Origin of the sequence: Bradyrhizobium sp. Y36 (assembly GCF_002531575.1) — a bacterium.
In the GTDB taxonomy this organism is placed as follows: Bacteria; Pseudomonadota; Alphaproteobacteria; order Rhizobiales; family Xanthobacteraceae; genus Bradyrhizobium.
This window is the reverse complement of the sequence record NZ_NWTI01000032.1, coordinates 15,521-39,428: the sequence shown is the minus strand read 5'-3', so window position 1 is coordinate 39,428 and position 23,908 is coordinate 15,521. Positions and strand designations below refer to the sequence as shown.

Sequence of the window (23,908 nt, the reverse complement as noted above, 5' to 3'; positions counted from 1 at the left end):
CCGCTGCCGTAGGGTGGGCAAAGCGCGAGCGTGCCCACCAGACCTTCATTGTTGGAAGACGTGGGCACGGCGCGTTGCGCCTTTGCCCACCCTACGAGACTGCTGCACCGGAGGCAGCAAAGCCCGTCATTGCGAGGAGCCTTTGCGACGAAGCAATCCAGACTGCCTCCGTGGAAAGAGTCTGGATTGCTTCGCTACGCTCGCAATGACGACGTGCATGGAGATGAACGCAGCAAATTCAGGTCGTCATGCCCGGGCTTGTCCCGGGCATCCACGTTCTTCGGTCCGCGCGGCAGGGCGTGGATGGCCGGGTCAAGCCCGGCCATGACGAAGGATAGACCGGTGGCCCTTCACGCGTTCCCGCGATCTTCCCTGAACAGATCCAGCTTCTGCTGCACCGGGCGGTCCGAGAAGCTGAACAGCACGGCGTCCTCGTCCGTCTCGTGCGTCACCCAGTGCCAGCTCGGCACCACGAACAGATCGCGCGGGCCCCATTCGAAGACGGCGTCGCCGATGCGGCTGCGGCCCTTGCCCTCGATCGGGCAGAACACGGTCGCATCGGTCGAGCGATAGCGCGCGGTCTTGAATCCCTTGGGCAGCAGCTGGATGAACGTGCCGATGGTCGGCATCGCGAAATCGCCGGTTTCGGGATTGCTGAACTTCAGCTTCAGCCCGTGGCAGGCGTCCCACTCCTGGCTCGTCCTGGCCTTTTCCAGCGCCTCGCGGGTGTAGGCATAGGGATAGCTGAAGATCGGCGAGGTCTTGGAGGAGCGCTTCACGTCCACCGGCAGCAGATTGTGGCCGTAGCGCGCGAAGCTGTCGCCGGCGGGCTTCGTGATCTTCTGCTGGTCGTCCTTGGAGCCTTCCGCGAAGGAGCAGTCGAAGAACTGCACCAGGGGAATATCGAGGCCGTCGAGCCAGAACATCGGCTGATCGGTCTCGTTGGAATGATCGTGCCAGGTCATCGACGGCGTGATGATGAAGTCGCCCGGCTCCATCGCGGTGCGCTCGCCGTCCACGGCCGTGTGGGCGCCCTTGCCTTCAAGCACGAAGCGCAGCGCCGACTGGCTGTGCCGGTGCGCGGGGGCGACGTCGCCGGGCACCACCATCTGCACGCCGGCATAGAGCGAGGTCGTGATCTTGGACTGGCCGCGCAGGCCCGGATTCTCCAGCACCAGCACGCGCCGCTCGGCTTCCTTGGCGGTGATGAGCTTGCCTGCCTCCGTCATGTAGTCGCGGATGATTTCGAACTTCCAGAGGTGCGGCCGGCAGGCGCTTCGCGGCTCCGGCGTGATCAGATCGCTCATCACCGTCCACAGCGCGGTGAGGTTCTCGCCGTCGATCTTCCTGTAGAAGGCCTCGCGTTCCGGCGTCTTGGTCACGGCTTCCATGGCGGCGCTCCCGATCATTTTGTTGATTGACAGTATACTGACGATCTAGGTAGCGTCAATGTTGGCGGTCGGCGGTTGTCGTCATTCCGGAGCGATGCGATAGCATCGCATCCGGAATCTCGAGGTTCCCAGGTGCGCAAGTGCGCACCATGGTTCTCGCTTCGCGAGCCCCGGAACGACAAAAATGGAGGGAGGCTCCCCATGAAGCTGCACGGCTATTTCCGCTCCAGCGCGGCCTATCGCGTGCGGATTGCGCTGAACCTGAAGGGCCTCAAGGCCGCGTATCTGCCGCATCATCTGCGCAAGGGCGAGCAATGCGCGCCCGCTTATCTCGCCATCAATCCGCAAGGCCTCGTGCCGGCGCTGGAGGACGATGCGGGGGCGGTGCTGACCCAATCGGTCGCCATCATCGAATGGCTCGATGAGACGCACCCCAATCCGCCGCTGTTGCCGAAGGATTCGCTACGCCGCGCCAAGGTGAGGGCGTTCGCGTTGGCGATCGCCTGCGACACCCATCCGGTACAGAATTTGAAGGTGCTGGCGCGGCTGCGCGAGCTTGGCCTGCCCGAGGAGAAGGTCCAGGACTGGGCCGCCTGGGTCAACCGCGAAGGGTTGTCGGCCTGCGAGACGTTGATCCGGGACGAGCCCGGCCCGTTCTGCTTCGGCGGCGCGCCGACGCTGGCGGACCTCTGCCTCGTGCCGCAGCTCGCCAATGCGCGCCGCTTCGGCGTCGACGTCTCGGCCTATCCGCGCCTGCTCGAGGCCGAAGCCGCGGCCAAGGCGCTGCAGGCGTTCGCCGATGCCGCACCGGAGAAGCAGCCCGATGCCGAGTAAGCCGCCCGCTCCGATCACGATCGACGCCGTCTATGCCGCGCCGGGCTATCTGTTCCGGCGCATGCAGCAGATCGCAGTCTCGATCTTCATGGAGGAGTGCAAGGCGTTCGACCTGACACCGGTGCAATATGCGGCCCTGATCGCGATCCACACCCATCCCGGCATCGACGCGACGCGGCTGTCGGCGGTGATCGCCTTCGACCGCTCGACGCTCGGCAGCGTCATCGAGCGACTCCAGGCCAAGGACTATATCGAGCGCAAGCCGGCGCCCGAGGACAAGCGGATCAAGCTGCTCTATCTGACCAGATCGGGCGCTGCGATCCTGCGCGAGATCATCCCCGCCGTCGAGCGCGCGCAGGCGCGCATGCTGGAGCCGCTGAAGCCGGCGGACCGCAAGGTGTTGATGGGGCTGATGTCAGAGCTCGTCGACCTCAACAACGAGGCCTCGCGCGTCCCGCTGCGGGCCGAGGATGCGTTGGAGCATCTGGGGAAGGCGGGGTGAGGGGGAAGTGTGTTATGTGCGCCACTCTCCGCTGTCGTCCCGGACAAGCGTAAGCGCAGATCCGGGACCCATACGCCGCAGCAGGAGTTTGGCGGGGACTCGGAGTTACCAGTTAACGCCACAACCACTCCCTGTGGTTATGGATCCCCGCGTTCGCGGGGATGACACCGAGATGGTGGCGGCAGTGTGCGTCCCTTACCGCTGTTTGCGTCACATCCGCAGCAGCGCCTGCCTATCAATCTTTCCTGTGCCCGTCTTCGGCAGCTCGTCGGTGAAGATCACCTCGCGCGGATATTTGTACGGCAGCAGCTTGCCCTTGACGTAATCCTGCAAGCGCCGCGTCGCGTCGCCCTGGTTGACCGCGCGGTTGTTCATCACCACCACGGCCTTCAGCGTCATGCGGCGGTCCGGCAGCTCGGCGGCGAACACCGCGCATTCGCGGATATCGGGGTGGTCGGCGAGGCACAGCTCGACTTCGAGCGGATAGACCCATTGGCCCGAGATCTTGATGAGATCATCGGCGCGGCCGCGGAAGAAGTGGAAGCCGTCGGCATCGCGCACGAAACGGTCGCCGGTGTAGATCCAGCCACCCTCGCGAATGGTCTCGGCGGATTTGTCCGGCCTGTTCCAGTACAGCGGCGTGTTGGAATCGCCGCGCACCCACAAGATGCCTTCCTCGTTGTCGGCGACGTCGCGGCCGTCCTTGTCGCGCAGCGCGACCTCGTAGCCGGGCACGCGCAGGCCGGCGGCGCCGAGCTTCTTCCGCTCGGTCCTGTTGGAGAGATAGATGTGCAGCACCTCGGTCGAGCCGAGACCTTCGACGATCTCGAGGCCCGTGAGCGTCTTCCAGCCGTTGAAGACTTCGGCCGAAAGCACCTCGGCCGCGGAGAGCGCCATGCGCAATGACGAGAAATCCGTCGTCTCTGCGCCCGCGGCCTTGGTCAGCGCCGTGTAGAGCGTCGGCAGGCCGAAGAACAGCGTCGGCCTGTACTGCGCGATCGCCGCAAAGATCGCGGCGGGCTTCGGTTGGCCCGGCAGCAGCAGCGTCGCCGCCCCCGCCGAGAACGGGAAGGTGACGGAATTGCCGAAGCCATAGGCGAAGAAGATCTTCGGCACGGAGAAGCAGATGTCGTCAGGCGTCAGCTTCAGGATGTCTTTCGCGAAAGCGAGGTCGCTATAGGCCATGTCGTGCTGGAGATGCACGATGCCCTTGGGCCGGCCGGTCGACCCCGAGGAATACATCCAGAACGCCATCTCGTTGCGATGGGTGTCCGCTTCCGCCAGCTCGACGGGAAACAGCGCAAGCCAGCTTGCTGCCGCGAGCGCCCTCGGTGCGGCGTGATCGCCCGCCGGTCCGTTGGCGATGATCAGCGTATGCAGCTTCGTATCCTTGCATGCCTCCGCATTGAAGCGCGCGCAGAACTCGGCGTCCACCACCGCAACGGTGGCGCCGGAATCTGCGAGATAGAACTGCAGGAGGTCGGGCGGCGTCAGCGTGTTGATCAGGAGCGGCACGAAGCCGGCGCGCACCGCGCCGAAGAAAGCAGCCGGGTAGGCCGGCGTGTCGTCGAGGAACAGCAGCACGCGGTCGCCGCGCGTCAGGCCGAGCGAAGCAAATCCGTTGCCCCAGCGGCGGGCCTCGTCGCAGAGGTCGGCATAGGTCCGCGTGCCCGCCGGGCCGATCAGCGCGGGCTTGTCGCCGCGGCCTTTGGCGAGATTGTCGAACAACACCCGGCTGGCGTTGTAGATGTCAGGAACGGCAAAACCGATCTCGCGCGCCCCGTTGCTGTCGGCGGGCACCTGGTCGCGTATCTCGTTGCTCATGCCTCATCCCCACCGTTCTTGGCGGCCTCGTAACGCGCCATGAAGGCCGGCGACATGTGGCGCAGGCGTGCATCGTCGATACGGCCGGAGCGGGTGATGTAGCTGTAGGCGAAGTCCATCAGGCCCTGCTGCATGTGCTGGGCGAAATGCTCGTACCAGAAGGCGCTGGTGCGGGCCGCGTTGACGAGCTTCTGCACCACCGGCTTTCGCGCGGCCTGATAGCGGTGCAATGCGGTGGTCAGGTGCGCATCCGATTCCAGCGCTTTGACCAGCGCAATGGCGTCCTCGATGGCAAGCCGCGTGCCCGAGCCGATCGAGAAGTGCGCCGAATGCAGGGCGTCGCCGATCAGCACCATGTTCTTGAACGACCAGTGCTCGTTCCAGACCCAGGGGAAGTTGCGCCAGACCGATTTGTTGGAGACGAGGCAGTGGCCGCCGAGCGTGTCCGCGAACACCTCCTCGCAGACGCCCTTGGACTGCTCGACGTCCTTGTAGGCGAAGCCATAGGCCTGCCAGGTCGCGTGATCGCATTCGACCAGGAAGGTGCTCATGGTCGGCGAGTAGCGGTAGTGATGGGCGTTGAAAGCCCCGCGGTCGGTCTTCACGAAGGTCTGCGACAACGCGTCGAAGCGTTTCGAGGTGCCGTACCAGACGAACTTGTTGGAGGAGTAGGACAGCGACGTCCCGAAATCGCCCTCATAGGCGCGGCGCACCAGCGAATTCAAGCCGTCCGCGGCGACGATCAGATCGTGGCCATTGAGCTGGTCGATCGCGTGGATCTGCGTGTCGAAGCGCGGTGTGACGCCGACGCCGAGCGCGCGCTGCTGCAGGAACCTCAGCAGCTCGAGCCGGCCGATGGAGGAGAAGCCGACGCCGTCGATGGCGACGCTGTCGCCGCCGAGGTTCAGCGTGATGTTCTCCCAGCTCTCCATGTGCGGCGCAATCGCGTCGACCGTCTCGGGGTCGTCGGCGCGCAGGAATTCCAGCGCCTGGTCGGAGAACACGACGCCAAAGCCCCAGGTCGCGTCGGCCGGGTTCTGCTCGAACAGGTCGACCTGATCCTCGGGGTGACGCTTCTTCCACAGATAGGCGAAATAGAGCCCACCGGGCCCTCCGCCAATCACGGCGATCCGCAACGCCTGCCTCCCTAATTGACAGTATACTTACTATCTAGGGGTAGACTAATGTGCTCCGGCATCCCGCGCCAGCAGAATTATCGGCCAGGCAGGGACGCGCCGCAGCTCATCTTCGGACGCACGTCTTGCGCGCGGCCGAAGCCGTCAGGCCCGAATCATAGCCAAACCGCGCCGGCTTGGCTATTCGCGTGTCAGACGCAGCGCTTCACGTAGACGCCGTTCACCAGCACCCTGGTGCAGCGGACGACCGGAACCGGCTTGCGGACCACGACGGCCGCGTTCGGTCCGGCGCAGCCGGCGCGATAGACGCCGCGGGCGCACACCACCGCATTGGCATCGGTGGCCTCGAGGGTCATGGTTGCGCCGAAAGCGAGGAGCGCAGAAGCAACGAGCAGCAATGATCGCATGTTGTTCTCCCGGTCTTGTCGTGATCGAAATCGGATCAGCAAAGAGTTTGTCGCTGCAGGCGTGCGAAAATTCATGTTCGCACGCCGCCAATATCGATGCGCGCGTTGCGCGGCGCAGCTATCGCACCGTGAACGCCGCCAGCACGTCCCGGCACGCCGGCGACAGCGACGCCGCGTTGTTCGCAAGACACTGCATGATGCGGCCGGCGCCAACGTCGACGCCGGCACAGATCGTGCGAATGTCCGCGCCGCAGGCCGATCGTGCCACGAACAGCTCTTCGCGCGGCCGCATCGGACGCAGCACGAGCACGGTGGGCGCTGCGGCAGGGGCGGCTGCGGCGCCTGCAGACGGGGCTGTGGCGGCTGCCGCGCCGCCACCGGTTGCTGCGCTGACGGCGCTTCCGCAGGCCGGCGAGACCTTGGCTTTGTTCTTCTCCAGGCATTCCAGCGCAGGCGCGCCGCCCGGCGGCACGCTGGCGCAGACCTTGGGATAATCGCCCCGGCACGCGCTCTTGATGGCGGCAAGTTGCGCGCTGCTCGGCTGCTTGGGCGCAGCAGCCTTCGGCGCCGGTGCGGCGGCCGGCTTCGCAGCGGGAGCGGGCTCAGCCTTGGGCGCGGCAGCTGCCGGCTCCGCCTTGGGAGCTGCTTCCTTCGGGGCCGCTTCGGCTTTCGGCGCGGCAGCAGGTTCGGTCTTGGCCGCCGGAGGCGCGATCGCGCGAACGGCGGTCTGGCATCCCGAAGAGAGGCTCGACATGTTCTTCTGCAGACATTGGAACGCTTCCGCGCCGCCAGGCGTCACGCTCGAGCAGTGCGCCATGAAGTCCGAGCGGCACGCGGACCTGATGGCGCTCTTCTGCGCATCGGTCGGCGCTTGCGCGAACGCGCCTGTTGCAGTTGCGAAGAATGCTGCCGCCAGCAGCGCCTTGCGCGTTGAGACTTGCTTCAACGTGTTGAACATCTGAATAAATTCCTGCCCTGTCGATATCGTTCGATGCTTAATCAAAGTCACGCAACCGCAATCGCCCGCGAGTGATGCCTCGCGAGCGATATCATTGGCCGCTTCGGTCGCTACCGCAAGTAGATTATGCCGGCGCCGACACGATGGGACGGAATCGTCAGAGCCTGATCATCCGCTTGCCGCGGTTTTCGCCCGCAAGCAATCCGATCAGCGCCTTTGGCGTGTTCGCGAGACCGTCGATGATGTCTTCCTGCACCTTCAGCTTGCCGGATTTGACCCAGGCCTGGAGGTCGGCGAGCGCGCGCGGGCTCTCCTTCATGTAATCCATCACGATGAAGCCCTGCATGACGAGCCGCTTCACCACGATCAGTCCCGGTACGCCGCGCGGGCCGTGCGCGGATGGTGTGCCGTCATATTGCGAGATCGCGCCGCAGCAGGCGATGCGGCCGTAATTGTTCATCTGCGGCAGGCAGGCTTCGAGAATGTCGCCGCCGACATTGTCGAAATAGACGTCGATGCCCTTGGGCGCGGCGGCGCGCAACGCCTTGAACACCGCGCCGTCCTTGTAGTCCACGGCGGCATCGAAGCCGAGCTCCGAGGTCAGCCAGTTGCACTTGTCCGCGCCGCCGGCGATGCCGATCACTCGGCATCCCTTGATCTTGGCGATCTGTCCGACGATCGAGCCGACCGAGCCTGCGGCCGCGGAAACCACGACGGTCTCGCCCTCTTTGGGTTTGCCGACCTCCAGCAAGCCGAAATAGGCGGTGAGGCCGGCGATGCCGAACACGCTGAGCAGATGCGTCATCGGCTCGAGCTTCGGCATCTTGGTGAGATGCTTTGCCGGCACCGCGGCAAATTCCTGCCAGCCGGTGTCGCCGAACACGATGTCGCCCGCCGCAAGTCCCTCGGCCTTCGAGCTGAGGACCTCGGCGATGGCGCCGCCGGCCATCACGCTGTTGGCTTCCACCGCAGAACGATAGGTCGCGCCATGCATCCATGCGCGGTTGGCGGCGTCGAGCGAGATGTATCGCACGCGCAGCAGAGCCTCGCCGTCCTTCGGTTCCGGCATGGCGCCGTCCACCATCTTGAAGTGCTCCGGGCCCAGCTTGCCGCTGGGCTTTTCGACCAGCAGAATCTGGCGATTGACGTTGGCGCTCATGGCGTTTCCCCTCTTATGTCTTGACGATTATTGATGCAGCCGCCGCAAACGAAACGTGCAGACCGCATGTGTTGTGCGCTGCATGAAGGCTAGAGCGCGCCGTTCCATTTCACAACGGGAACATCGCGCAAACGCGATCACACGCAAAGCGTGTTGCGTCGTTGTGATATCTGCGACATCATGAAGCGCCGGTGTACGTGGGGGTCAACGATGTCCAACAGGTTTACGCAATACATTCTGGCGGCGATGGTGCTCGGCATCATCATGGGGGCGGCGATCTACAACTTCCTGCCCGACACCCGCGCCGAGTGGGCCTCTGCCATCAACCTGATCGCCATGATGTTCCTGCGCCTGATCAAGATGATCATCGCGCCCCTGGTGTTCGCGACCCTGGTCGGCGGCATCGCCCATATGGGCTCGGGCTCCAAGCTCGGCCGCATCTTCGCCAAGACCATGGGCTGGTTCATCAGCGCCTCCTTCGTTTCGCTCCTGCTTGGCCTCGTTATGGTCAATCTGCTGCAGCCCGGCGCGAACTTCCCGGGCACGCTGCCCGCGGCGGGGCAATCGACCGGCCTGCCGGTGTCGGCCTTCTCGATCGAAAAATTCCTCACCCATCTGATCCCGACCTCGATTGCGGACGCGATGGCGCAGAACGAGATCCTGCAGATCGTGATCTTCGCGGTGTTCTTCTCGGTGGCGATGGGCTCCATGCCCGAGCGTTCCAAGCCGATCCTGGCGATGATCGACGACGTCGGCCACATCATGCTCAAGGTCACGAGCTACGTGATGCTGTTCGCGCCGCTCGCGGTGTGGGCCGCCATCACCGCGACCGTCGCCAAGAACGGCCTCGCCGTGCTCTGGAAGCTCGTCGTCTTCATGGGCGGCTTCTACCTGTCGCTGATGATCCTGTGGTCGATCCTGATCGTGGTCGGCTTCATCGTCATCGGGCCGCGCTACAGCCATCTCCTGAAGCTGGTCCGCGAGCCGCTGATGATCGCGTTCTCGACCGCGAGCTCGGAGGCGGCCTATCCGAAGACGCTGGAGGCCCTCAACCGCTTCGGTGCCTCGTCGCGGATATCGAGCTTCGTGCTGCCGCTCGGCTATTCCTTCAACCTCGACGGCACGATGATGTACTGCACGTTCGCGGCAGTCTTCATCGCGCAGAGCTATCACATCGACATGCCGCTCGGCACCCAGCTCGCGATGCTGGCGACACTGATGATCACCTCCAAGGGCGTCGCCGGCGTGCCGCGCGCCTCCCTCGTCGTGATCGCGTCCACGCTGGCGCAGTTCAACATTCCCGAGGCGGGCCTCCTGATGATCATGGGCATCGACACCTTCCTCGACATGGGCCGCAGCGCCACCAACGTGATCGGCAATACGCTTGCGACCTCGGTCGTCGCCAAATGGGAAGGCGAGCTCGGACCCGAGCACGCGCTCGGGCCCGGCGACGTCGTGCCCGATGACATGGTGCCGGGCGAAGTGCCCGCGATGGCCGGCCATGGATAGGAGCGAACCATGGGCGAGACATTGGCGAGGTCGCTGACCCCGGGCCGGCTTGCGGGCTCGTTGCCCGCGACCGCCTTGTTCGCGATCACCTTGTTCGCGACCTTCTCGTTCGCGACATCAGCGTGCGCGCAGAGCGGCAGCGAGGGGCTCAGCCCGACGCTGTCGGCGATCAAGACGGCGCACGCGGTGCGGCTCGGCTATCGCGAGAGCTCGCCGCCGTTCTCCTTCGTCGACCAGTCGGGCCGGCCGATCGGCTACAGCCTCGAGCTCTGCGAAGCCATCGTCGAGGAGATCGGGGTCGAGGTCGACGATCCCAACCTCAAGATCGACTACGTCAAGGTCACCTCGGACGACCGCATCGACGCCGTGCTCCAGAACAAGATCGACCTGGAATGCGGCTCCACCACGGCCAATGCCGAGCGCGGCAAGCGCGTCGCCTTCTCGCCGCTGATGTTCGTCGCCGGCACCAAGCTTATGGTGCCCAAGGCATCCGGCGTCCAGCAGCTCGCCGATCTCAAGAGCAAGACCATCGTGGTGACGAAGGGCACCACCAACGAGCAGGCGATCCAGGCGGCGGACAAGAAATTCTCGTTGGGGCTGACCATCGCGGTCGGGGCCGATCACGAGCAATCCTACCAGATGCTCGCCGACGGCAAGGCCGATGCGTTCGCGACCGACGACATCCTGCTGTTCGGCCTGATCGCGCGCCACAAGGCGCAGGACAAGTACCGCGTCACCGGGGATTATCTGTCCTACGATCCCTACGGCATCATGTTCCGCAAGGGCGAGCCGCAGCTCTCCGCCGTGGTCGAGCGCACCTTCCGCAAGCTCGGCTCCAACCGCGACCTCGTCCCGCTCTACAACAAATGGTTCACCGCGCGGCTTCCGACCGGCGAACGCCTGAACGTGCCGATCTCGCTGCAGCTGGAGGAAGCGTTCAAGGCGATGGACGACTCCGCCAGCGCGAATAATTAGGGCAGTCCTTCTTACCCTCCCCTGGAGGGGGAGGGTCGATCGCGCACAGCGCGAGCGGGATGGGGTGATCTCTCAACACGGGCAGCATTCGAAGTGGAGAGACTGTCACCCCACCCCGTCTCGCATCGCTGACGCGCTGCGAGCCGACCCTCCCCCTCCAGGGGAGGGTGGGAGCCTCCGGCGAGGCTAGTGCGCCTGTCCCGCAAACACCCGATCCAGCGCTGCGTCATACGTCGCCTGCACCAGGTCGGGATGCAGCTTGGCCAGCGCTTCCATCATCACACCGGAATTGATCTCGAGCACGCGCCAGGAGCCGTCGACACGAACCACGTCGATCGATGCAAAGATGATACCGATGGCGCGCGCAGCGTCGCTCGCAAGCTTGGCGCAGGCCGCGCGCATCTCGCCGCTCTCCAGCAGCACCGGCTTCGCGCCGGCATCGAGATTGTGCCGCCAGTCGGCGCCGCGCTGCTTGCCATAGACGACGAGCGGCACGTCATCGAGCAGGATCACGCGGACCTCTTCCTCGATCGCGACATAGGGCGAGATCACGAGCCCGGTGCTCATGGCGAAGACTTCGCCAACCGCGTCGTCGAGCTCCGTCGCCGTCGTGACCTTGAACACCGAGCGCCCCGACGTTCCCTCGTTCGGCTTCACCACCACGCCTTGCGGATTGTCGCGCAGCAGGTCCAGCATCGCCTCACGCCAGCCGCCGCCAACGACATTCCTGCCCAGCTTCGGATTGAGGAAGAGATGATGAGGAATGCAGGGCACGCCCGTAAGCGCCAGCACCTCGGCGGTGGCGGATTTGTCGTTGGCGATGCGATGCGCGATCGCGCTGTTGAGGCCGATGTCGTAGCCGAAGGCGAACTGCCGCACCTTGCCGAGATGCATCGCGATCAGCCAGCCGCCGGCGCGGACATCGACGGCGATGCCGTGGTCCGCGCAGTAGCGCCGGATCGCCTGAACGAAGATTCGCTCGCTGCTTGTCATCGCCTCGGTCGCTCGTTTCGGTCGTTCCAGGCGCCAAAAGCCGCAAAAATGCGGAAATCGGCGCCGGGCCGGAGTGGAAATCAGAGCTATTCTTAATGAAATTCTCGCGAGCACGACGGAAATTAAGTGCTGTCGTCGAGCCCTGCGGGGAAAAGAAATTGCCGTCGCTGCACGCCAGGCAGCAGATTCATTAATGATGCGGCCATTTCTGCTGCAAATGCCGGTTTGATCGGCATCAATTGCATCCGAATCGAGGTTGATTATTGGTCTCAATGGCGTAGATCACACACGCGAAATCCTCCGCCATGGCAATGGTGTCCGCCTCGCTTTCAGGGGCCGGGCAGCGCTTTTGCCCTAAAACCGCAATTATTCGGAATATCGAAAATCATGAGCGCGTTTTACCGAGAGAAGGTTCTTTCCGTTCAGCACTGGACCGATACGCTGTTCAGCTTCCGCGCCACGCGCGACACCGGCTTCCGCTTCCAGAACGGGCAGTTCGCGATGATCGGCCTCGAGGTCGACGGCCGTCCGCTGCTGCGCGCCTACAGCATGGCAAGCGCCAACCACGAGGAAGAACTCGAGTTCTTCTCGATCAAGGTTCAGGACGGCCCGCTGACCTCGCGCCTCCAGAAGATCAAGGAAGGCGACACCATCCTGGTCGGCCGCAAGGCGACCGGCACGCTGATCACCGACAACCTCATTCCCGGCAAGCGGCTGATGCTGCTGTCGACCGGCACGGGCCTCGCGCCCTTCGCCAGCCTGATCAAGGACCCCGATGTCTACGAGCAGTTCGAGTCCATCGTCCTGGTCCATGGCTGCCGCCAGGTCTCCGAGCTTGCCTATGGCGAGAAGCTCGTCGCGAACCTTCGCGAGGACGAGCTGTTCGGCGAGCTGCTCGCCGACAAGCTGATCTACTACCCGACCGTGACCCGCGAGCCGTTCAAGAACCGCGGCCGCATCACCGACCTCATCAACTCCGAGCAGATCTTCAACGATATCGGGCAGGGCCCGCTGAACATCGAGACCGACCGGGTCATGATGTGCGGCAGCCCCGCGATGCTTGAAGAGCTGAAGGTGATGTTCGAGGGCCGCGACTTCATCGAGGGCAGCGGCAACAAGCCCGGCCATTTCGTGATCGAGAAGGCGTTCGTCGAGCGCTGAGGCCTGTTGTCCCGCTCGCGCGGGACGGCTTCTCCTCACGCTCACTCGTCGTCCCGGACAAGCGAAGCGCCGATCCGGGACCCCAGCGCGAGCGCCTGCGCTCGTCGCCACAGACACAGGGAGCGGCTGTGCGAAGACTCGGAGTGACAGCTTTCTTTTAGCCATCCCTTCCTGTGGTTATGGATCCCGGGTCTGCGCTTGCGCTTGCCCGGGACGACAGCTGAGCTTGTGGATTCCAGCGTGGGCCACCGCAGCCCATTCAGGGCCCGCCGCACGGCGATCCTCTCCGCCCCCATCCCCTCTGCTGCACTGCAAAAGCCTATCCTCTCGGCTGATTGATTTGTCTCGGCCGAATTCGCTAGCCTGAAACAAGGGCCGCGTCATATCCGTATGACAGGCGAGGGCGTATCGTACCGCCTCATGCTGGCGAGAGGATCGGATCGTGGCCGACGACATCAAGACGCAGGTATCCTCCCAATCCCCGTCCCCCAAACGCCTGCCGCTGGCGGAAGAGGGGATCATGGAAACCCTGCTGCTGCCATTCTCGCCGCGCTTCATCGTGCTGACGATCTGCGCGGTCGTCACCGCGCTGCTGATCGGCATCGGTATCGTCGATCGCAAGATCTTCGACATCCTGCTGGTCCCGATCCTGATCTTCGGCGCGCTGACGCTGCTCGGAATTCGCGATCTGCTGCAGAAGAGCCACGCGGTGCTGCGCAACTATCCGATCGCGGCGCATATCCGCTTCCTGCTCGAAGAGATACGCCCGGAGATGCGGCAGTATTTCTTCGAGAGCGAGAAGGACGGCATGCCGTTCTCCCGCGATACCCGCGCCGTGGTCTATCAGCGCGCCAAGATGGAGCTCGACAAGCGCCCGTTCGGCACCCAGGAGGACGTCTACCGCGAGGGCTATGAGTGGATGCACCACTCGGTCTCGCCGAAGGCGCATGCGGAGGAGAAATTCCGCATCAGCATCGGCGGCCCCGATTGCAAGCAGCCCTATTCAGCCTCGGTGTTCAACATCTCCGCGATGAGCTTTGGCGCGCTCAGCCCCAACGCGGTGCGTGCGCTCAATGCCGGCGCCAAGAAGGGCGGCTTCGCGCATGACACCGGAGAGGGCGGCGTCAGCCCCTATCACCGCGAGATGGGCGGCGACATCATCTGGGAGATCGGCTCCGGCTATTTCGGTTGCCGTCATCTCGACGGCACCTTCGATCCCGAGGCCTTCGCGCGCGTCGCGACCGACGACCAGATCAAGATGGTCGAGCTCAAGGTCAGCCAGGGTGCCAAGCCCGGCCATGGCGGTGTGCTGCCGGCGGCGAAGGTCTCCGAGGAGATCTCCAAGATCCGCGGCGTCGCGATGGGCGAGGATTGCATCTCACCGGCCTCGCATCGCGCGTTCTCGACGCCAACAGGCATGATGCAATTCATCGCCGAGATGCGCCGCCTGTCCGGCGGCAAGCCAACCGGCTTCAAGCTCTGCATCGGCCACCCCTGGGAATTCCTGGCGATCTGCAAGGCGATGCTGGAAACCGGCATCTATCCGGATTTCATCGTGGTCGACGGCAACGAAGGCGGCACCGGCGCGGCACCGCTGGAGTTCATGGATCATCTGGGCATGCCGATGCGCGAGGGCGTCAATTTCGTCCACAACGCGCTGATCGGCATCAACGCGCGCGACCGCATCAGGATCGGCGCCTCCGGCAAGATCGCCACCGCCTTCGACATGGCGCGCGCGATGGCGATCGGCGCGGACTATTGCAATTCGGCGCGCGGCTTCATGTTCTCGCTCGGCTGCATCCAGTCGCTGAGCTGCCATACCGACCGCTGTCCGACCGGGGTGGCGACGCAGGATCCGACCCGTGCGCGTGCGCTCTACGTGCCGCTCAAGATCGACCGCGTGCACAATTATCACCACGCGACGCTGCACTCGCTGACCGAGCTGATCGCCGCGGCCGGGCTCGAGCATCCGCAGCAGCTGCGCCCGATTCATTTCAGCCAGCGGACGTCCACGACCCAGGTGCAATCCTTCGCGCAGCTCTATCCGTCGCTGCGTCCGGGCGAGCTGCTCGAAGGCACCGAAGACCCGCGTTTCCGCGACGCCTGGCGGATGGCGCGGGCGGAGACGTTCGAGCCGGCGCAGTAGCAGCACGGCTTCGCCCTACGACAATACCGGTCCGCGCGCGAGACGCCGCGCGCGAAGGGGCGTTAATATTTGGTTCAACTCTGGGTGTAGAATGTGCCCATGGAAGAACGACGCGACAAAGCCAGACATCGCGTGCTGAAGGCCGGAACGATCGAGTTCGGCGGCGGCGCGATCGACTGCACCGTGCGCAACCTCTCCGACACCGGCGCGGCGCTCGACGTCACCAGCCCCGTCGGCATTCCCGAACATTTCACGCTTTTCGTAACCGCCGACGCCAAGCATCTGTCGTGCACCGTGGTCTGGCGCAAGGAGCGGCGGATTGGCGTGCGGTTCGGGTGAGCGTGAGCCGGCGCTCGCACGCTCGCTCAACTCACCCCGTCTCGACCTCGGTCAACCGGCTCGCCAGGATCTTGTCGATTCTTCGTCCGTCGAGGTCGACCACCTCGATGTGCCAGCCGCCGAAGTCGAAGGCGTCGCCGACGTTAGGCAGCACGCTGAACTGTTGCAGCACCAGACCCGCCACGGTGTTGTAGCGGTGCGGCGGCAATTCGATGCCGAGCAGCTCGCCGAACTCGTCCACCGGCATCCAGCCGGCAATCAGGAGCGACGAGTCGGCGCGCCTGACAAAGGCGGGCTCCGGCGGTCCCTGCTCGGAATGGAAGGCGCCGACGATCGATTCGAGAATATCGGCGGCCGTCACCATGCCTTCGAATCCGCCATATTCGTCGTAGACGAAGCCGACGTGAACCGGCGCGGCTTTCAGGATGGTCACCACGTCGCGCGCGTCTGCCGATGCCGGGATGCCCGGCGCCTCGCGCACCAGCGCGCGCAGGTCCGGCGTGCGTTCGTTCATGTAGGCGACCAGCAGGTCCTTGGCCTGGAGCACGCCGATCGGCTTGTCGCGGTCGCCGTCGGAGACGGGAAAGCGCGAATGCGGGCTCTTGGCGATGATCTCTTGAATGGCGGCGGGATCGTCGTTGAGGTCGATCTCGTCGACCTCCGTGCGCGGCGTCATGACGGCGCCGACCGGCCGGTCGCCGAGCCGCATCACGCCGGCGATCATCTCCTTCTCGCCGGGCTCGAGCACGCCTGCGCTCTCGGCTTCGCTGACGAGGTGATGGATCTCGTCCTCCGAGACCTTCTCCTCGGCCTTGCCGCCGCGGCCGAGCAAGGTGAGGATCAGCTTGCCGGAGAGGTCGAGCAGGAAGACCAGCGGCAGCGAGACCTTCGCGAGCACGTGCATGGCCGGCGCAACTCTCACCGCGATGCTTTCGGGGTCGCGCAGCGCCACCTGTTTCGGCACCAGCTCGCCGACGATCAGGGTGGCGTAGGTGATGAGCGTGACGACGATGCCGACGCCGACGATGTCGGCGACGCCGGAGGACAGGCCGAGCTCGACCAGCCATTGCGCCAACCGCTGTCCGAGCGTCGCGCCGGAGAACGCGCCGGAGAGCACGCCGACCAGGGTGATGCCGATCTGCACCGTCGAGAGGAACTTGCCGGGATCGGCCGCCAGCGTCAGCGCCCGCTCGGCGCCGCGCGCGCCCTTGGCAGCAAGCAGCGACAGCCGCGCCGGGCGGGACGAAACCACGGCCAGCTCGGACATGGAGAGCAGGCCGTTGATGACGATCAGGACGACGACGATGACGAGTTCCAGCGAGAGCATGATGTTCCGGAGGTAAGCAAGTGTGGCCGGACGGCGGCACAAGCCATTGATATAGGTATTCTGCGAGGAAGTGCCGGCAATTCTGCGCATTCGTGCTGCCGGGAACCCGTGTCCCATGCGCCTCAAGGGCGCTCCGCGACGACCTGACGCTCCGCGGAACTACGGATCTTTGCTTAACGACCCCTTAGTGGCCGCTCGCTAGGTTTTCGCCATTGCAGAAATCTGCTCGGGGGACCCAAGATGCGTATCGGGAAACTTTTCGCGCTGTCGATGCTGACGGTGACGGTTTTCGCAGTCATCCTCGGCGCCGAGGTGCTGATACCCCAGGCGCGCATCTTCACGAACCGCTCCGACGCGATCAAGACCGTCGATGCCTTCGGTGCGATGCTGACGGTCAGCCAGCACGTCGCCGGACTTCGCGCGCCCTACATCTCCCCCATCTTCCAGGAAGGCGTTGCGACGCAGGCCCAGAACGAAGCCGCCGGAAAGGCTGCAAAAGCAGCCGATGCCGGCTTCGAGGCCGCACGGCGCGCCATCATGGTGCTCGATGACGGCGCAGCGATGATCGAAACCCTGGATCGTGCCGCCCGCCGGCTCAAGGACGTCACCACGGCGGCGGATCGCGCGATGAGCGTGCCCCTGGCGGCGCGCGACAGTGCTGTGGTCAAGGGCTTCCTGCCCGCCGTTGCGGAGGTCATCAGCAACATCGAGCCCATCATGAACCGGCTCGAAGGACAGGTCGTCAACGCCGATTCCTCGCTTGCGGCGTTTCTGAGCCTGGCGCGGACGGCGCAGGATCTGCGCGTCTCCGCGGGCAGCCGCGCCGCTACGCTGTCGCCGGCGCTGTCCGCGCGCCGTCCGCTCGTGGCCGCCGAATTCTCGCTGATGGACCGCATGCAGGGACGTGTGGAAGCCGACCGCGAGCGCATCGAAGCCGCCATGCAGCAGCTCGGCAATCCGCCCCGGATCGCCACCGCGCTGAAGGCGGCGACGGAGTCCTATTTTGGAAAGGCCGCGCCGGTCGTGGAGAAGGAGATGCCCGCGGCGAGGGCTGACGGCAAGTACAGCGGCACAGCCGACGAACTGGCGACCGTCATCGTCCCTGCCATCCAGATGTTCTACGGCGTGCGCGACGCCGCGCTGGCCGAAGCGGCCGAGCGCGCCACGGCTGCGCGCAACGGCGCCCTGGCGATGCTGGCGCTGGCGGGCGTGGCCGTGCTTGCCTTGCTCGGAACGCTCGGTGGCGTGACCATGATGCTGCGCAGGCGCGTGGTGACGCCGCTCGGCCGGATCGCGGACGTGATCGGAACGCTCGCCGCCGGACAGCACGAGGTCGAGATCCCCGCGACGGGACGCGATGACGAGATCGGCCAGGTGGCGGGTTCGCTGCAGCACTTCAAGGATTCACTGCTCGCCAAGAAGGCCGCCGACGAGGCGGCCGCGGTCGAGGCCGATGCGAAGCTCCGGCGCAGCCAGCGCATGGATCAGGTCGCGCGCGACTTCGAAGCCATGATCGGCGATGTGATCAACACGGTGTCGTCGGCCTCGTCTGAGCTGGAAGCATCTGCGGGAACGCTGACGAGCGCGGCCGATCAATCTGAAAAGGTCACCGCGACGGTCGCGGCCGCCTCCGAACAGGCCTCCACCAACGTGCAGACCGTCGCCGCGGCAGCCGAGGAGATGGCCTCGTCGGTCGACGAGATCAGCCGCCAGGTGCAGGACTCCGCACGCATCGCCGGCGAGGCGGTGCAGCAGGCAGGGCGGACCAACGACCATGTCGGCGAGCTCGCAAGGGCCGCGGGACGAATCGGCGACGTCGTCGAGCTCATCAGCCAGATCGCGGGCCAGACCAATCTTCTCGCCCTCAACGCCACCATCGAGGCGGCGCGGGCTGGCGAGGCCGGGCGCGGCTTCGCCGTCGTCGCCTCCGAGGTCAAGGCGCTGGCCGAGCAGACCGCCAAGGCCACCGGCGAGATCAGCCAGCAGATCACGGGTATCCAGACCGCGACCGAGGAGTCCGTCGGCGCCATCAAGGCGATCGGCGACACCATCACCCGGATGTCCGAGATCGCATCCGCGATCGCCTCGGCGGTCGAAGAGCAGGGCGCCGCGACGCGGGAGATTTCCCGCAACGTGCAGCAGGCCGCGCGCGGTACCCAGCAGGTCTCCGCCAGCATCGTCGACGTGCAGCGCGGCGCGAGCCAGACCGGATCGGCGTCCTCCAACGTGCTGGCGTCGGCCAAGTCACTGTCCGGCGAGAGCACCCGCCTCAAGATCGAGGTCGGCAAGTTCCTGGATGCGATCCGCGCGGCGTAGAGGTTTTAGCTCCTCTCCTCACCGGGAAAGGAAATCGCATTGAGGCGCATGTCCGCGGCCCATCCTTCGAGACGCGCGCAAGTAGTTGCTTAGCCTCATCCTGAGGAGCCCGCGAGAGCGGGCGTCTCGAACGACGAGGCGCGCGCGGGCCGCGCCTGAGCTGCCCCTCAGAACTCGCCGTGCAGTCGCCCTGAGAATACCGACACCGGGCCACGATCCGCGTTGTAGGCGGGGTTGACGATGAGCTGATAGTCGGCGGTAAAGGTCAGCGCCTTGTTCAGCGCGTAGGCGTAGTAGGTTTCCAACACGCGTTCGCGTCGGTAGTTGAGCTGGCCGTCGCCGATCAGCGGACCGAGGCCGCCGGCGGCGATGAAGTCGCGATGGTCCTGCGAGAGGCCGTTGATGGCGCCGGCGATGGCGACGACGTCGTCGGGCCGGCCCCATGTCGTTCCCTTCACCGAGACGCCGCCGGACAGGCTGCGGTCGATGTCGGTGAAAGCCATGATCTCGTTGCGGCCGTCGTTCCAGCTCCAGCGGCCGAACACGCCGATGTCGTCGGTGATGGCCTGTTCGAGGTTGAACGCGTAGCCGTATTTGATGCGGCCGCGGCGGGTCTGGCTGATGTCGACGCCGAACGCGGGATTGTCCAGCGTCTCACGGTAGCTGCCGGAATAGGCGCTGTTGAAGAAGCCGAGCGTGCGCAGCTTGCCGGGCCGGCCGAACAGAGAATAGCGCGTCTCAAGCTCCATCACATATTCGCCGCGTCGACCGACGTTCATGTCGAAATTGCTGGAGTTCGATTCCGCACCGATCAGGAAGTAGCCGGCGCGCAGGGCCCATTGTTTCTGGTTCAATTCGGCGGTGGCGCCATAGCCGAGGCCGAGCTTGTCGGCGGCATAGTCGAAGGCGCCGGACGCCCAGATCGACCAGTTCATGAAATCCTTGCGCGGATCGTGCGCATAGGAATTGCCGTCGAACACGTCGACCACCGAGAATTTGCCGACCTGCAAGGTCAGACGCGAGACATCGACCTTGCTGGCGAGCTGGAGCTGGCCGGAGGCCAGCTCTTCCTGCTCGCCGCCGAAGCCGAAGGTTTGGCGCACGAACAGCCGCGAGGCGTTGAAATGCGGATAGGGGAAGCCGGACTTCTGCGCTTCGCCGTTGGGGAAGCCCGCGGCGCCGGTGGTGTTGTTGAAGCCGAAGCCCTGCAGCAGCTCGGGATTGAAATAGACCTCGCCGCCGTCCCAGAGCCGCGCGTTGAGATAGAGCGAATTGCTCCAGGTCTGCTGGAAATCCGGCGACGGGAGCAGGCTGTTCGGTCCGGTGTAGGGCGCGCGGAACGCGGGGTAGCCCTGGCCCAGCGCGGTCGACTGGCCGTGAATCTCCCAGCGGTTCGACTCGGTGTCGATGATGTCCGACTTCGGATTGTAGGTCGGCACGCCCGGCCAGTCGATCTTGCGGTTGAGGCCGAGCCGCAGGCTGTGAAAATCCATCGACGACGCATATTGTGCGCCGGAGGGGAAGGTGACGTTGGCGTTCTCGAACTTGCTGTAGAGATATTCGAGCCGCGCGGTCCAATGCGGCGCGAAGGCGTATTCGGCGCCGCCGCCGGCGGTCCAGCCGAACCGCGTGTGCAGCACCTTCTCTTCAACGCCGCCCGTCGGCGTCGAGAGGAAACGCTCGCCGGTGAACGCCGCGCCGCCGGTGGCATAGAACAGCCAATTGCCGCTGGTGTAGCCGAGCCGCGCGCGCAGGCTCGCGACATAGTCCCAGCGCTCCTCGGCGCCCGAGAGCGCCGTCGCCGCGGACGATACGACGTGGTTCGAGGGCATGTAGTTCGGAAAGGAGATGTCGCCTTCGACGCCGAGCAGCAGGCCCGAATTGAGGCGCCAGTTGTAGCCGGCCTGGACGCCGCCAGTCGCGCCGGTGAAGACGTTGTTGTCGGTCGCCAGCGTGGGATCGGTCAATGTCGCCGCGGAGTTGCCGCGGGTGACGCCGACATGCATGCCGATATAGAGGCCGGTCCAGTCATAGACCGCTTTCAGCGCGGTTGCCTTGAGGGGCAAATCGGCCGCGCGACCCGTCGCGGGAAATGCCAGCACGCCCGAGGCGATTGCCGCGGCCGTCCGCAAGTATCTGAAACGATAACCCCTCAACGTCACGACGCCCGCCCCCAAACGCAAATGTATCCCACTCGCCGCAGCCGACATCCCTGCCGATTCGCGACGATCTTGTCATCTGGTCCCTGACTCGTTCCGCGTGGTCGAGTCGATCTCGATCCGACGCGATTTCTTCCCAGGCTCCAGATCCTGTTGCAGATATTATTGCGATTAATTCGCAATAGCAACTGGCGCGGTTTGCCGCACAGAACGGTTCGCACTTCGGTGTGACGGGCTTGCAACAATTCCAGCCGAGCCCAAAAACGAATGACCCGCCCGGGGGGACAACCGGGCGGGTCGGGGCACGACACGGGGTGGATGAGGCGCCCGTGTCGGACGCAGGATCCACGTAGGAGATCGGCCTCAGGTACTCGGATCAGTAGCAGGTACGAACGCGGCCGACGTACTGGCCGAAAGCGTTGTACTGGGCGACCCAGCCGCAGCGGTGATAGCCGTAGTAATAGGGGTCGTTGCTGGCGGCGATCGCGGAGCCGACGACGGCGGCGGTGGCGATGCCGGCGCCCACACCCCAGACCCAGCCGGGCTGCTTGGCTTCGGCCGAGGTGGTGGTGGACGCGATGCTGCCGGTCACGGCGAGGGCAGCGAGAGCGACGGCGGCAATCTTGGTCTTGATCGACATGTGAAACTCCATCCGGGGTTGAGGCGGTCCGTTGTGGCCCGCGTGCCCAATTGGACGGAGGCTCTTCGCGTCCGGTTCGAATGCGACGATTCGGCTCCCGGGCTGAAGGGTTTTCGCTAATGATTGTAACGGGATGCAGGCTATCCGAGCGGGCCCTTGGCGAGCCTGTTCACGTCGAAGTTATCGACCTCGCCGAGCAACTCGCAAAAAGCCGTCGCGCCGCGATCGATCAACTGCTTGCCCTTTTCGGCCACGGCCAATGTGGCATTGCCGATCGCGCCGCTGACATGAAGATCCTGCGCCTGCCAGGCGAACGGTGCCGGGCGCTGCGTCGACAGCCAGCGATATTGCTTCTCCATGGCGATGCTGCTCGCGGGAAAATTCGCGATCGCGTCCTTGCGCACCTGATCGGGATGGTGCGCCAGCATGATCGAGGTCTCGACGGCGCCACCGTGAATGCCGTGGCGTACCTCTTCCGCGGGGAACAAGCTGTCGGCGCTCGACAGCCGCGACCACGACGTCGTCACCACGAACAGCTTCTGGTGCGCGCGAAGATCCTGCGCCACCAGCATCATTGCCGCGCTGTTGCCGCCATGGCTGGTGACGATGACGAGCTTCCTCACGCCGCGTCGCGCGATGTCCTCGCCGATACCGGTCCATCGCCGCAGCGCAGTCTCCGTCGGCAGCGTCTGTGTGCCCGGATAGTCGATATGCTCGGTGGAAATCCCGACGGGTTCAACGTGAAGAAAACTGGCCGGTACGTCGTCAGGCAAAAGCTCGCGCACGCGCGCAAGATACGCGTCCGCGATCAGTACGTCGGTGGTCACAGGCAAATGCGGGCCGTGCTGCTCGGTCGCCGCCAGCGGCAGCACTGCGATCCAGCGCGACGATTCCGCTGGGGACGTCTCGGCCCAGCGGATCCTGGTCCAGTCGCGGGAGGGCGTCATCAAGGTTTCTTTGCCCGAATTTGTCACGTAAGTTTGCGCTATCAGGGGACGCGGGCCATACCGGCTCGTGTCCCCTGATGTCATCAGGTTTTATCGCGTTGGTTTGCCCCGAGCTAGACGCGATTGGGCCGGAAGCGATCGACGGAGTGCCATTATGACCCCCTCTCATCTGCGCAGAGCGCTAACTGCGAGCCTGTTGGCCGCCTTGGTATCGGTCGCCCCGGCCCATGCCGAGACGCTCGACAAGGTCACGTTTGGCACCAACTGGGTCGCCGAGGCCGAGCATGGCGGCTTCTTCCAGGCGGTCGCCGACGGCACCTACAAGAAATACGGGCTCGACGTCACCATCGTTCCAGGCGGGCCCAACGAGAACAACCGGATGCTGCTGATCGCGGGCAAGATCGATTTCTTCATGGCCGCGAACACGCTGATGTCGTTCGATGCGGTCGCCAACAACGTTCCCGTCGTGACCATCGCCGCGATCTTCCAGAAGGATCCGCAGGTGATGCTGACGCAGCCGGATGCCAAGGTCGGCAAGATCGAGGACCTCAAGCCGCTGACGCTGTTCGTCTCGAAGGAGGGCATGGGCAGCTACTTCCAGTGGCTGAAGTCCGAATATGGTTTCAGCGAAAAGAACGTCCGCCCCTATAATTTCAACCCGCAGCCGTTCATCGCCAATCCCAAGAGCGCCATGCAGGGCTACGTCACTTCCGAGCCCTTCGCGGTGGAGAAAGCCGCCGGCTTCAAGCCGAACGTGCTGTTGCTCGCCGATTACGGCTTCAACACCTATTCGACCCTGATCGAGACCCGCCGCGACGTCGTCGAGAAGAGGCCCGACATGGTGCAGCGCTTCGTCGATGCCTCCATGATCGGCTGGTACAATTACATCTACCGCGACAATTCCGCCGGCAACGCCATGATCAAGAAGCTCAACCCGGAGATGACCGACGATCTGCTCGCCTATTCCGTCGCCAAGATGAAGGAGCACGGCATCGTCGATTCCGGCGACAGCCTGAAGAACGGGATCGGCGCCATGAGCGACGAGCGTTACACCTCCTTCTTCAACAAGATGGTCAAGGCCGGCGTCGTGAAGCCCGATCTCGACTTCCGCAAGTCCTACACGCTGCGCTTCGTCAACAAGGGCGTCGGCGTCGAGCTGCGCCCGAACAAGCCGTAGCGCAAGGT

The 23,908-nt window shown here is 64.8% G+C and carries 20 protein-coding genes; 9 read left to right on the top strand and 11 right to left on the bottom strand.

Annotated features, from left to right (window positions below):
• Positions 1–350 precede the first annotated feature (350 nt).
• Positions 351–1,391: a gentisate 1,2-dioxygenase gene (gene gtdA, locus CO669_RS33145; protein ID WP_097666666.1), complete on the bottom strand. Its 1,041-nt coding sequence runs from the start codon at positions 1,389–1,391 to the stop codon at positions 351–353.
• Between the two features lie 201 nt (positions 1,392–1,592).
• Between gtdA and maiA the strand changes: the two genes are divergently transcribed.
• Positions 1,593–2,225 carry a maleylacetoacetate isomerase gene (maiA, locus tag CO669_RS33140; protein WP_097666603.1) on the top strand — a complete coding sequence of 211 codons (633 nt, stop codon included), beginning with the start codon at positions 1,593–1,595 and terminating at the stop codon, positions 2,223–2,225.
• Positions 2,215–2,727: a MarR family winged helix-turn-helix transcriptional regulator gene (locus CO669_RS33135; protein WP_198964390.1), complete on the top strand. Its 513-nt coding sequence runs from the start codon at positions 2,215–2,217 to the stop codon at positions 2,725–2,727. Before maiA ends, CO669_RS33135 begins: the two co-directional genes overlap by 11 nt.
• A 210-nt stretch (positions 2,728–2,937) precedes the next feature.
• Here CO669_RS33135 and CO669_RS33130 read toward each other — a convergent pair whose 3' ends face one another.
• The 5 genes from CO669_RS33130 to CO669_RS33110 form a co-directional block, all read right to left on the bottom strand.
• A complete protein-coding gene (locus CO669_RS33130) occupies positions 2,938–4,551 on the bottom strand; it encodes a benzoate-CoA ligase family protein (RefSeq protein ID WP_097666599.1) in 1,614 nt (537 codons plus the stop codon).
• A complete protein-coding gene (locus CO669_RS33125) occupies positions 4,548–5,687 on the bottom strand; it encodes an FAD-dependent monooxygenase (RefSeq protein WP_198964389.1) in 1,140 nt (379 codons plus the stop codon). The genes CO669_RS33130 and CO669_RS33125 overlap by 4 nt, the downstream gene beginning before the upstream one ends.
• A 191-nt stretch (positions 5,688–5,878) precedes the next feature.
• Positions 5,879–6,094 (bottom strand): hypothetical protein, encoded by a 216-nt coding sequence (locus CO669_RS33120; RefSeq protein WP_097666597.1) that lies wholly within the window; start codon positions 6,092–6,094, stop codon positions 5,879–5,881.
• A gap of 118 nt (positions 6,095–6,212) precedes the next feature.
• A complete protein-coding gene (locus CO669_RS33115) occupies positions 6,213–7,052 on the bottom strand; it encodes a cysteine rich repeat-containing protein (RefSeq protein WP_097666595.1) in 840 nt (279 codons plus the stop codon).
• Positions 7,053–7,209: 157 nt separating this feature from the next.
• Positions 7,210–8,211, bottom strand: a complete 1,002-nt coding sequence (locus CO669_RS33110; protein WP_097666592.1) for an NADP-dependent oxidoreductase — start codon at positions 8,209–8,211, stop codon at positions 7,210–7,212.
• A gap of 210 nt (positions 8,212–8,421) precedes the next feature.
• Between CO669_RS33110 and CO669_RS33105 the strand changes: the two genes are divergently transcribed.
• Positions 8,422–9,720: a dicarboxylate/amino acid:cation symporter gene (locus tag CO669_RS33105; RefSeq protein WP_097666590.1), complete on the top strand. Its 1,299-nt coding sequence runs from the start codon at positions 8,422–8,424 to the stop codon at positions 9,718–9,720.
• Between the two features lie 9 nt (positions 9,721–9,729).
• On the top strand, positions 9,730–10,695 hold the full coding sequence (locus CO669_RS33100) for an amino acid ABC transporter substrate-binding protein (RefSeq protein ID WP_245444621.1): 966 nt from the start codon (positions 9,730–9,732) through the stop codon (positions 10,693–10,695).
• Between the two features lie 186 nt (positions 10,696–10,881).
• On the opposite strand, the gene CO669_RS33095 is transcribed toward CO669_RS33100, so the two are convergent.
• Complete coding sequence (locus tag CO669_RS33095) at positions 10,882–11,688, bottom strand: ATP-grasp domain-containing protein (protein ID WP_097666588.1); 807 nt, start codon at positions 11,686–11,688, stop codon at positions 10,882–10,884.
• A gap of 387 nt (positions 11,689–12,075) precedes the next feature.
• Here CO669_RS33095 and CO669_RS33090 point away from each other — a divergent pair, with 387 nt between their 5' ends.
• From CO669_RS33090 to CO669_RS33080, 3 genes are all read left to right on the top strand, one after another.
• Positions 12,076–12,849 carry a ferredoxin--NADP reductase gene (locus CO669_RS33090; protein WP_097666586.1) on the top strand — a complete coding sequence of 258 codons (774 nt, stop codon included), beginning with the start codon at positions 12,076–12,078 and terminating at the stop codon, positions 12,847–12,849.
• 442 nt (positions 12,850–13,291) lie between these two features.
• The gene (locus CO669_RS33085; RefSeq protein WP_198964388.1) at positions 13,292–14,995 is read left to right on the top strand and encodes an FMN-binding glutamate synthase family protein; all 1,704 of its coding nucleotides are present in this window, start codon (positions 13,292–13,294) and stop codon (positions 14,993–14,995) included.
• A 99-nt stretch (positions 14,996–15,094) separates the two neighbouring features.
• Positions 15,095–15,334, top strand: a complete 240-nt coding sequence (locus CO669_RS33080; protein WP_097666584.1) for a PilZ domain-containing protein — start codon at positions 15,095–15,097, stop codon at positions 15,332–15,334.
• A gap of 31 nt (positions 15,335–15,365) precedes the next feature.
• Here the strand turns inward: CO669_RS33080 and CO669_RS33075 are convergent, their stop codons facing one another.
• On the bottom strand, positions 15,366–16,661 hold the full coding sequence (locus CO669_RS33075) for a hemolysin family protein (protein ID WP_097666658.1): 1,296 nt from the start codon (positions 16,659–16,661) through the stop codon (positions 15,366–15,368).
• 240 nt (positions 16,662–16,901) lie between these two features.
• Between CO669_RS33075 and CO669_RS33070 the strand changes: the two genes are divergently transcribed.
• The gene (locus CO669_RS33070) at positions 16,902–18,977 is read left to right on the top strand and encodes a methyl-accepting chemotaxis protein (RefSeq protein WP_097666582.1); all 2,076 of its coding nucleotides are present in this window, start codon (positions 16,902–16,904) and stop codon (positions 18,975–18,977) included.
• A gap of 167 nt (positions 18,978–19,144) precedes the next feature.
• Here the strand turns inward: CO669_RS33070 and CO669_RS33065 are convergent, their stop codons facing one another.
• From CO669_RS33065 to CO669_RS33055, 3 genes are all read right to left on the bottom strand, one after another.
• Positions 19,145–21,109: a carbohydrate porin gene (locus tag CO669_RS33065; protein ID WP_198964394.1), complete on the bottom strand. Its 1,965-nt coding sequence runs from the start codon at positions 21,107–21,109 to the stop codon at positions 19,145–19,147.
• A gap of 403 nt (positions 21,110–21,512) precedes the next feature.
• On the bottom strand, positions 21,513–21,776 hold the full coding sequence (locus tag CO669_RS33060; RefSeq protein ID WP_198964387.1) for a hypothetical protein: 264 nt from the start codon (positions 21,774–21,776) through the stop codon (positions 21,513–21,515).
• Between the two features lie 140 nt (positions 21,777–21,916).
• Positions 21,917–22,723: a creatininase family protein gene (locus CO669_RS33055; protein WP_097666576.1), complete on the bottom strand. Its 807-nt coding sequence runs from the start codon at positions 22,721–22,723 to the stop codon at positions 21,917–21,919.
• 154 nt (positions 22,724–22,877) lie between these two features.
• Here CO669_RS33055 and CO669_RS33050 point away from each other — a divergent pair, with 154 nt between their 5' ends.
• Complete coding sequence (locus CO669_RS33050) at positions 22,878–23,900, top strand: ABC transporter substrate-binding protein (protein WP_097666574.1); 1,023 nt, start codon at positions 22,878–22,880, stop codon at positions 23,898–23,900.
• Positions 23,901–23,908 lie beyond the last annotated feature (8 nt).

Bases quoted from the DNA above. Each gene is read 5' to 3' on its own strand.
- gtdA (WP_097666666.1), bottom strand. From the start codon at position 1,391: ATGGAAGCCGTGACCAAGACGCCGGAACGCGAGGCCTTCTACAGGAAG.
- maiA (WP_097666603.1), top strand. From the start codon at position 1,593: ATGAAGCTGCACGGCTATTTCCGCTCCAGCGCGGCCTATCGCGTGCGG.
- CO669_RS33135 (WP_198964390.1), top strand. From the start codon at position 2,215: ATGCCGAGTAAGCCGCCCGCTCCGATCACGATCGACGCCGTCTATGCC.
- CO669_RS33130 (WP_097666599.1), bottom strand. From the start codon at position 4,551: ATGAGCAACGAGATACGCGACCAGGTGCCCGCCGACAGCAACGGGGCG.
- CO669_RS33120 (WP_097666597.1), bottom strand. From the start codon at position 6,094: ATGCGATCATTGCTGCTCGTTGCTTCTGCGCTCCTCGCTTTCGGCGCA.
- CO669_RS33115 (WP_097666595.1), bottom strand. From the start codon at position 7,052: ATGTTCAACACGTTGAAGCAAGTCTCAACGCGCAAGGCGCTGCTGGCG.
- CO669_RS33110 (WP_097666592.1), bottom strand. From the start codon at position 8,211: ATGAGCGCCAACGTCAATCGCCAGATTCTGCTGGTCGAAAAGCCCAGC.
- CO669_RS33105 (WP_097666590.1), top strand. From the start codon at position 8,422: ATGTCCAACAGGTTTACGCAATACATTCTGGCGGCGATGGTGCTCGGC.
- CO669_RS33100 (WP_245444621.1), top strand. From the start codon at position 9,730: ATGGGCGAGACATTGGCGAGGTCGCTGACCCCGGGCCGGCTTGCGGGC.
- CO669_RS33095 (WP_097666588.1), bottom strand. From the start codon at position 11,688: ATGACAAGCAGCGAGCGAATCTTCGTTCAGGCGATCCGGCGCTACTGC.
- CO669_RS33090 (WP_097666586.1), top strand. From the start codon at position 12,076: ATGAGCGCGTTTTACCGAGAGAAGGTTCTTTCCGTTCAGCACTGGACC.
- CO669_RS33080 (WP_097666584.1), top strand. From the start codon at position 15,095: ATGGAAGAACGACGCGACAAAGCCAGACATCGCGTGCTGAAGGCCGGA.
- CO669_RS33075 (WP_097666658.1), bottom strand. From the start codon at position 16,661: ATGCTCTCGCTGGAACTCGTCATCGTCGTCGTCCTGATCGTCATCAAC.
- CO669_RS33070 (WP_097666582.1), top strand. From the start codon at position 16,902: ATGCGTATCGGGAAACTTTTCGCGCTGTCGATGCTGACGGTGACGGTT.
- CO669_RS33060 (WP_198964387.1), bottom strand. From the start codon at position 21,776: ATGTCGATCAAGACCAAGATTGCCGCCGTCGCTCTCGCTGCCCTCGCC.
- CO669_RS33055 (WP_097666576.1), bottom strand. From the start codon at position 22,723: ATGACGCCCTCCCGCGACTGGACCAGGATCCGCTGGGCCGAGACGTCC.
- CO669_RS33050 (WP_097666574.1), top strand. From the start codon at position 22,878: ATGACCCCCTCTCATCTGCGCAGAGCGCTAACTGCGAGCCTGTTGGCC.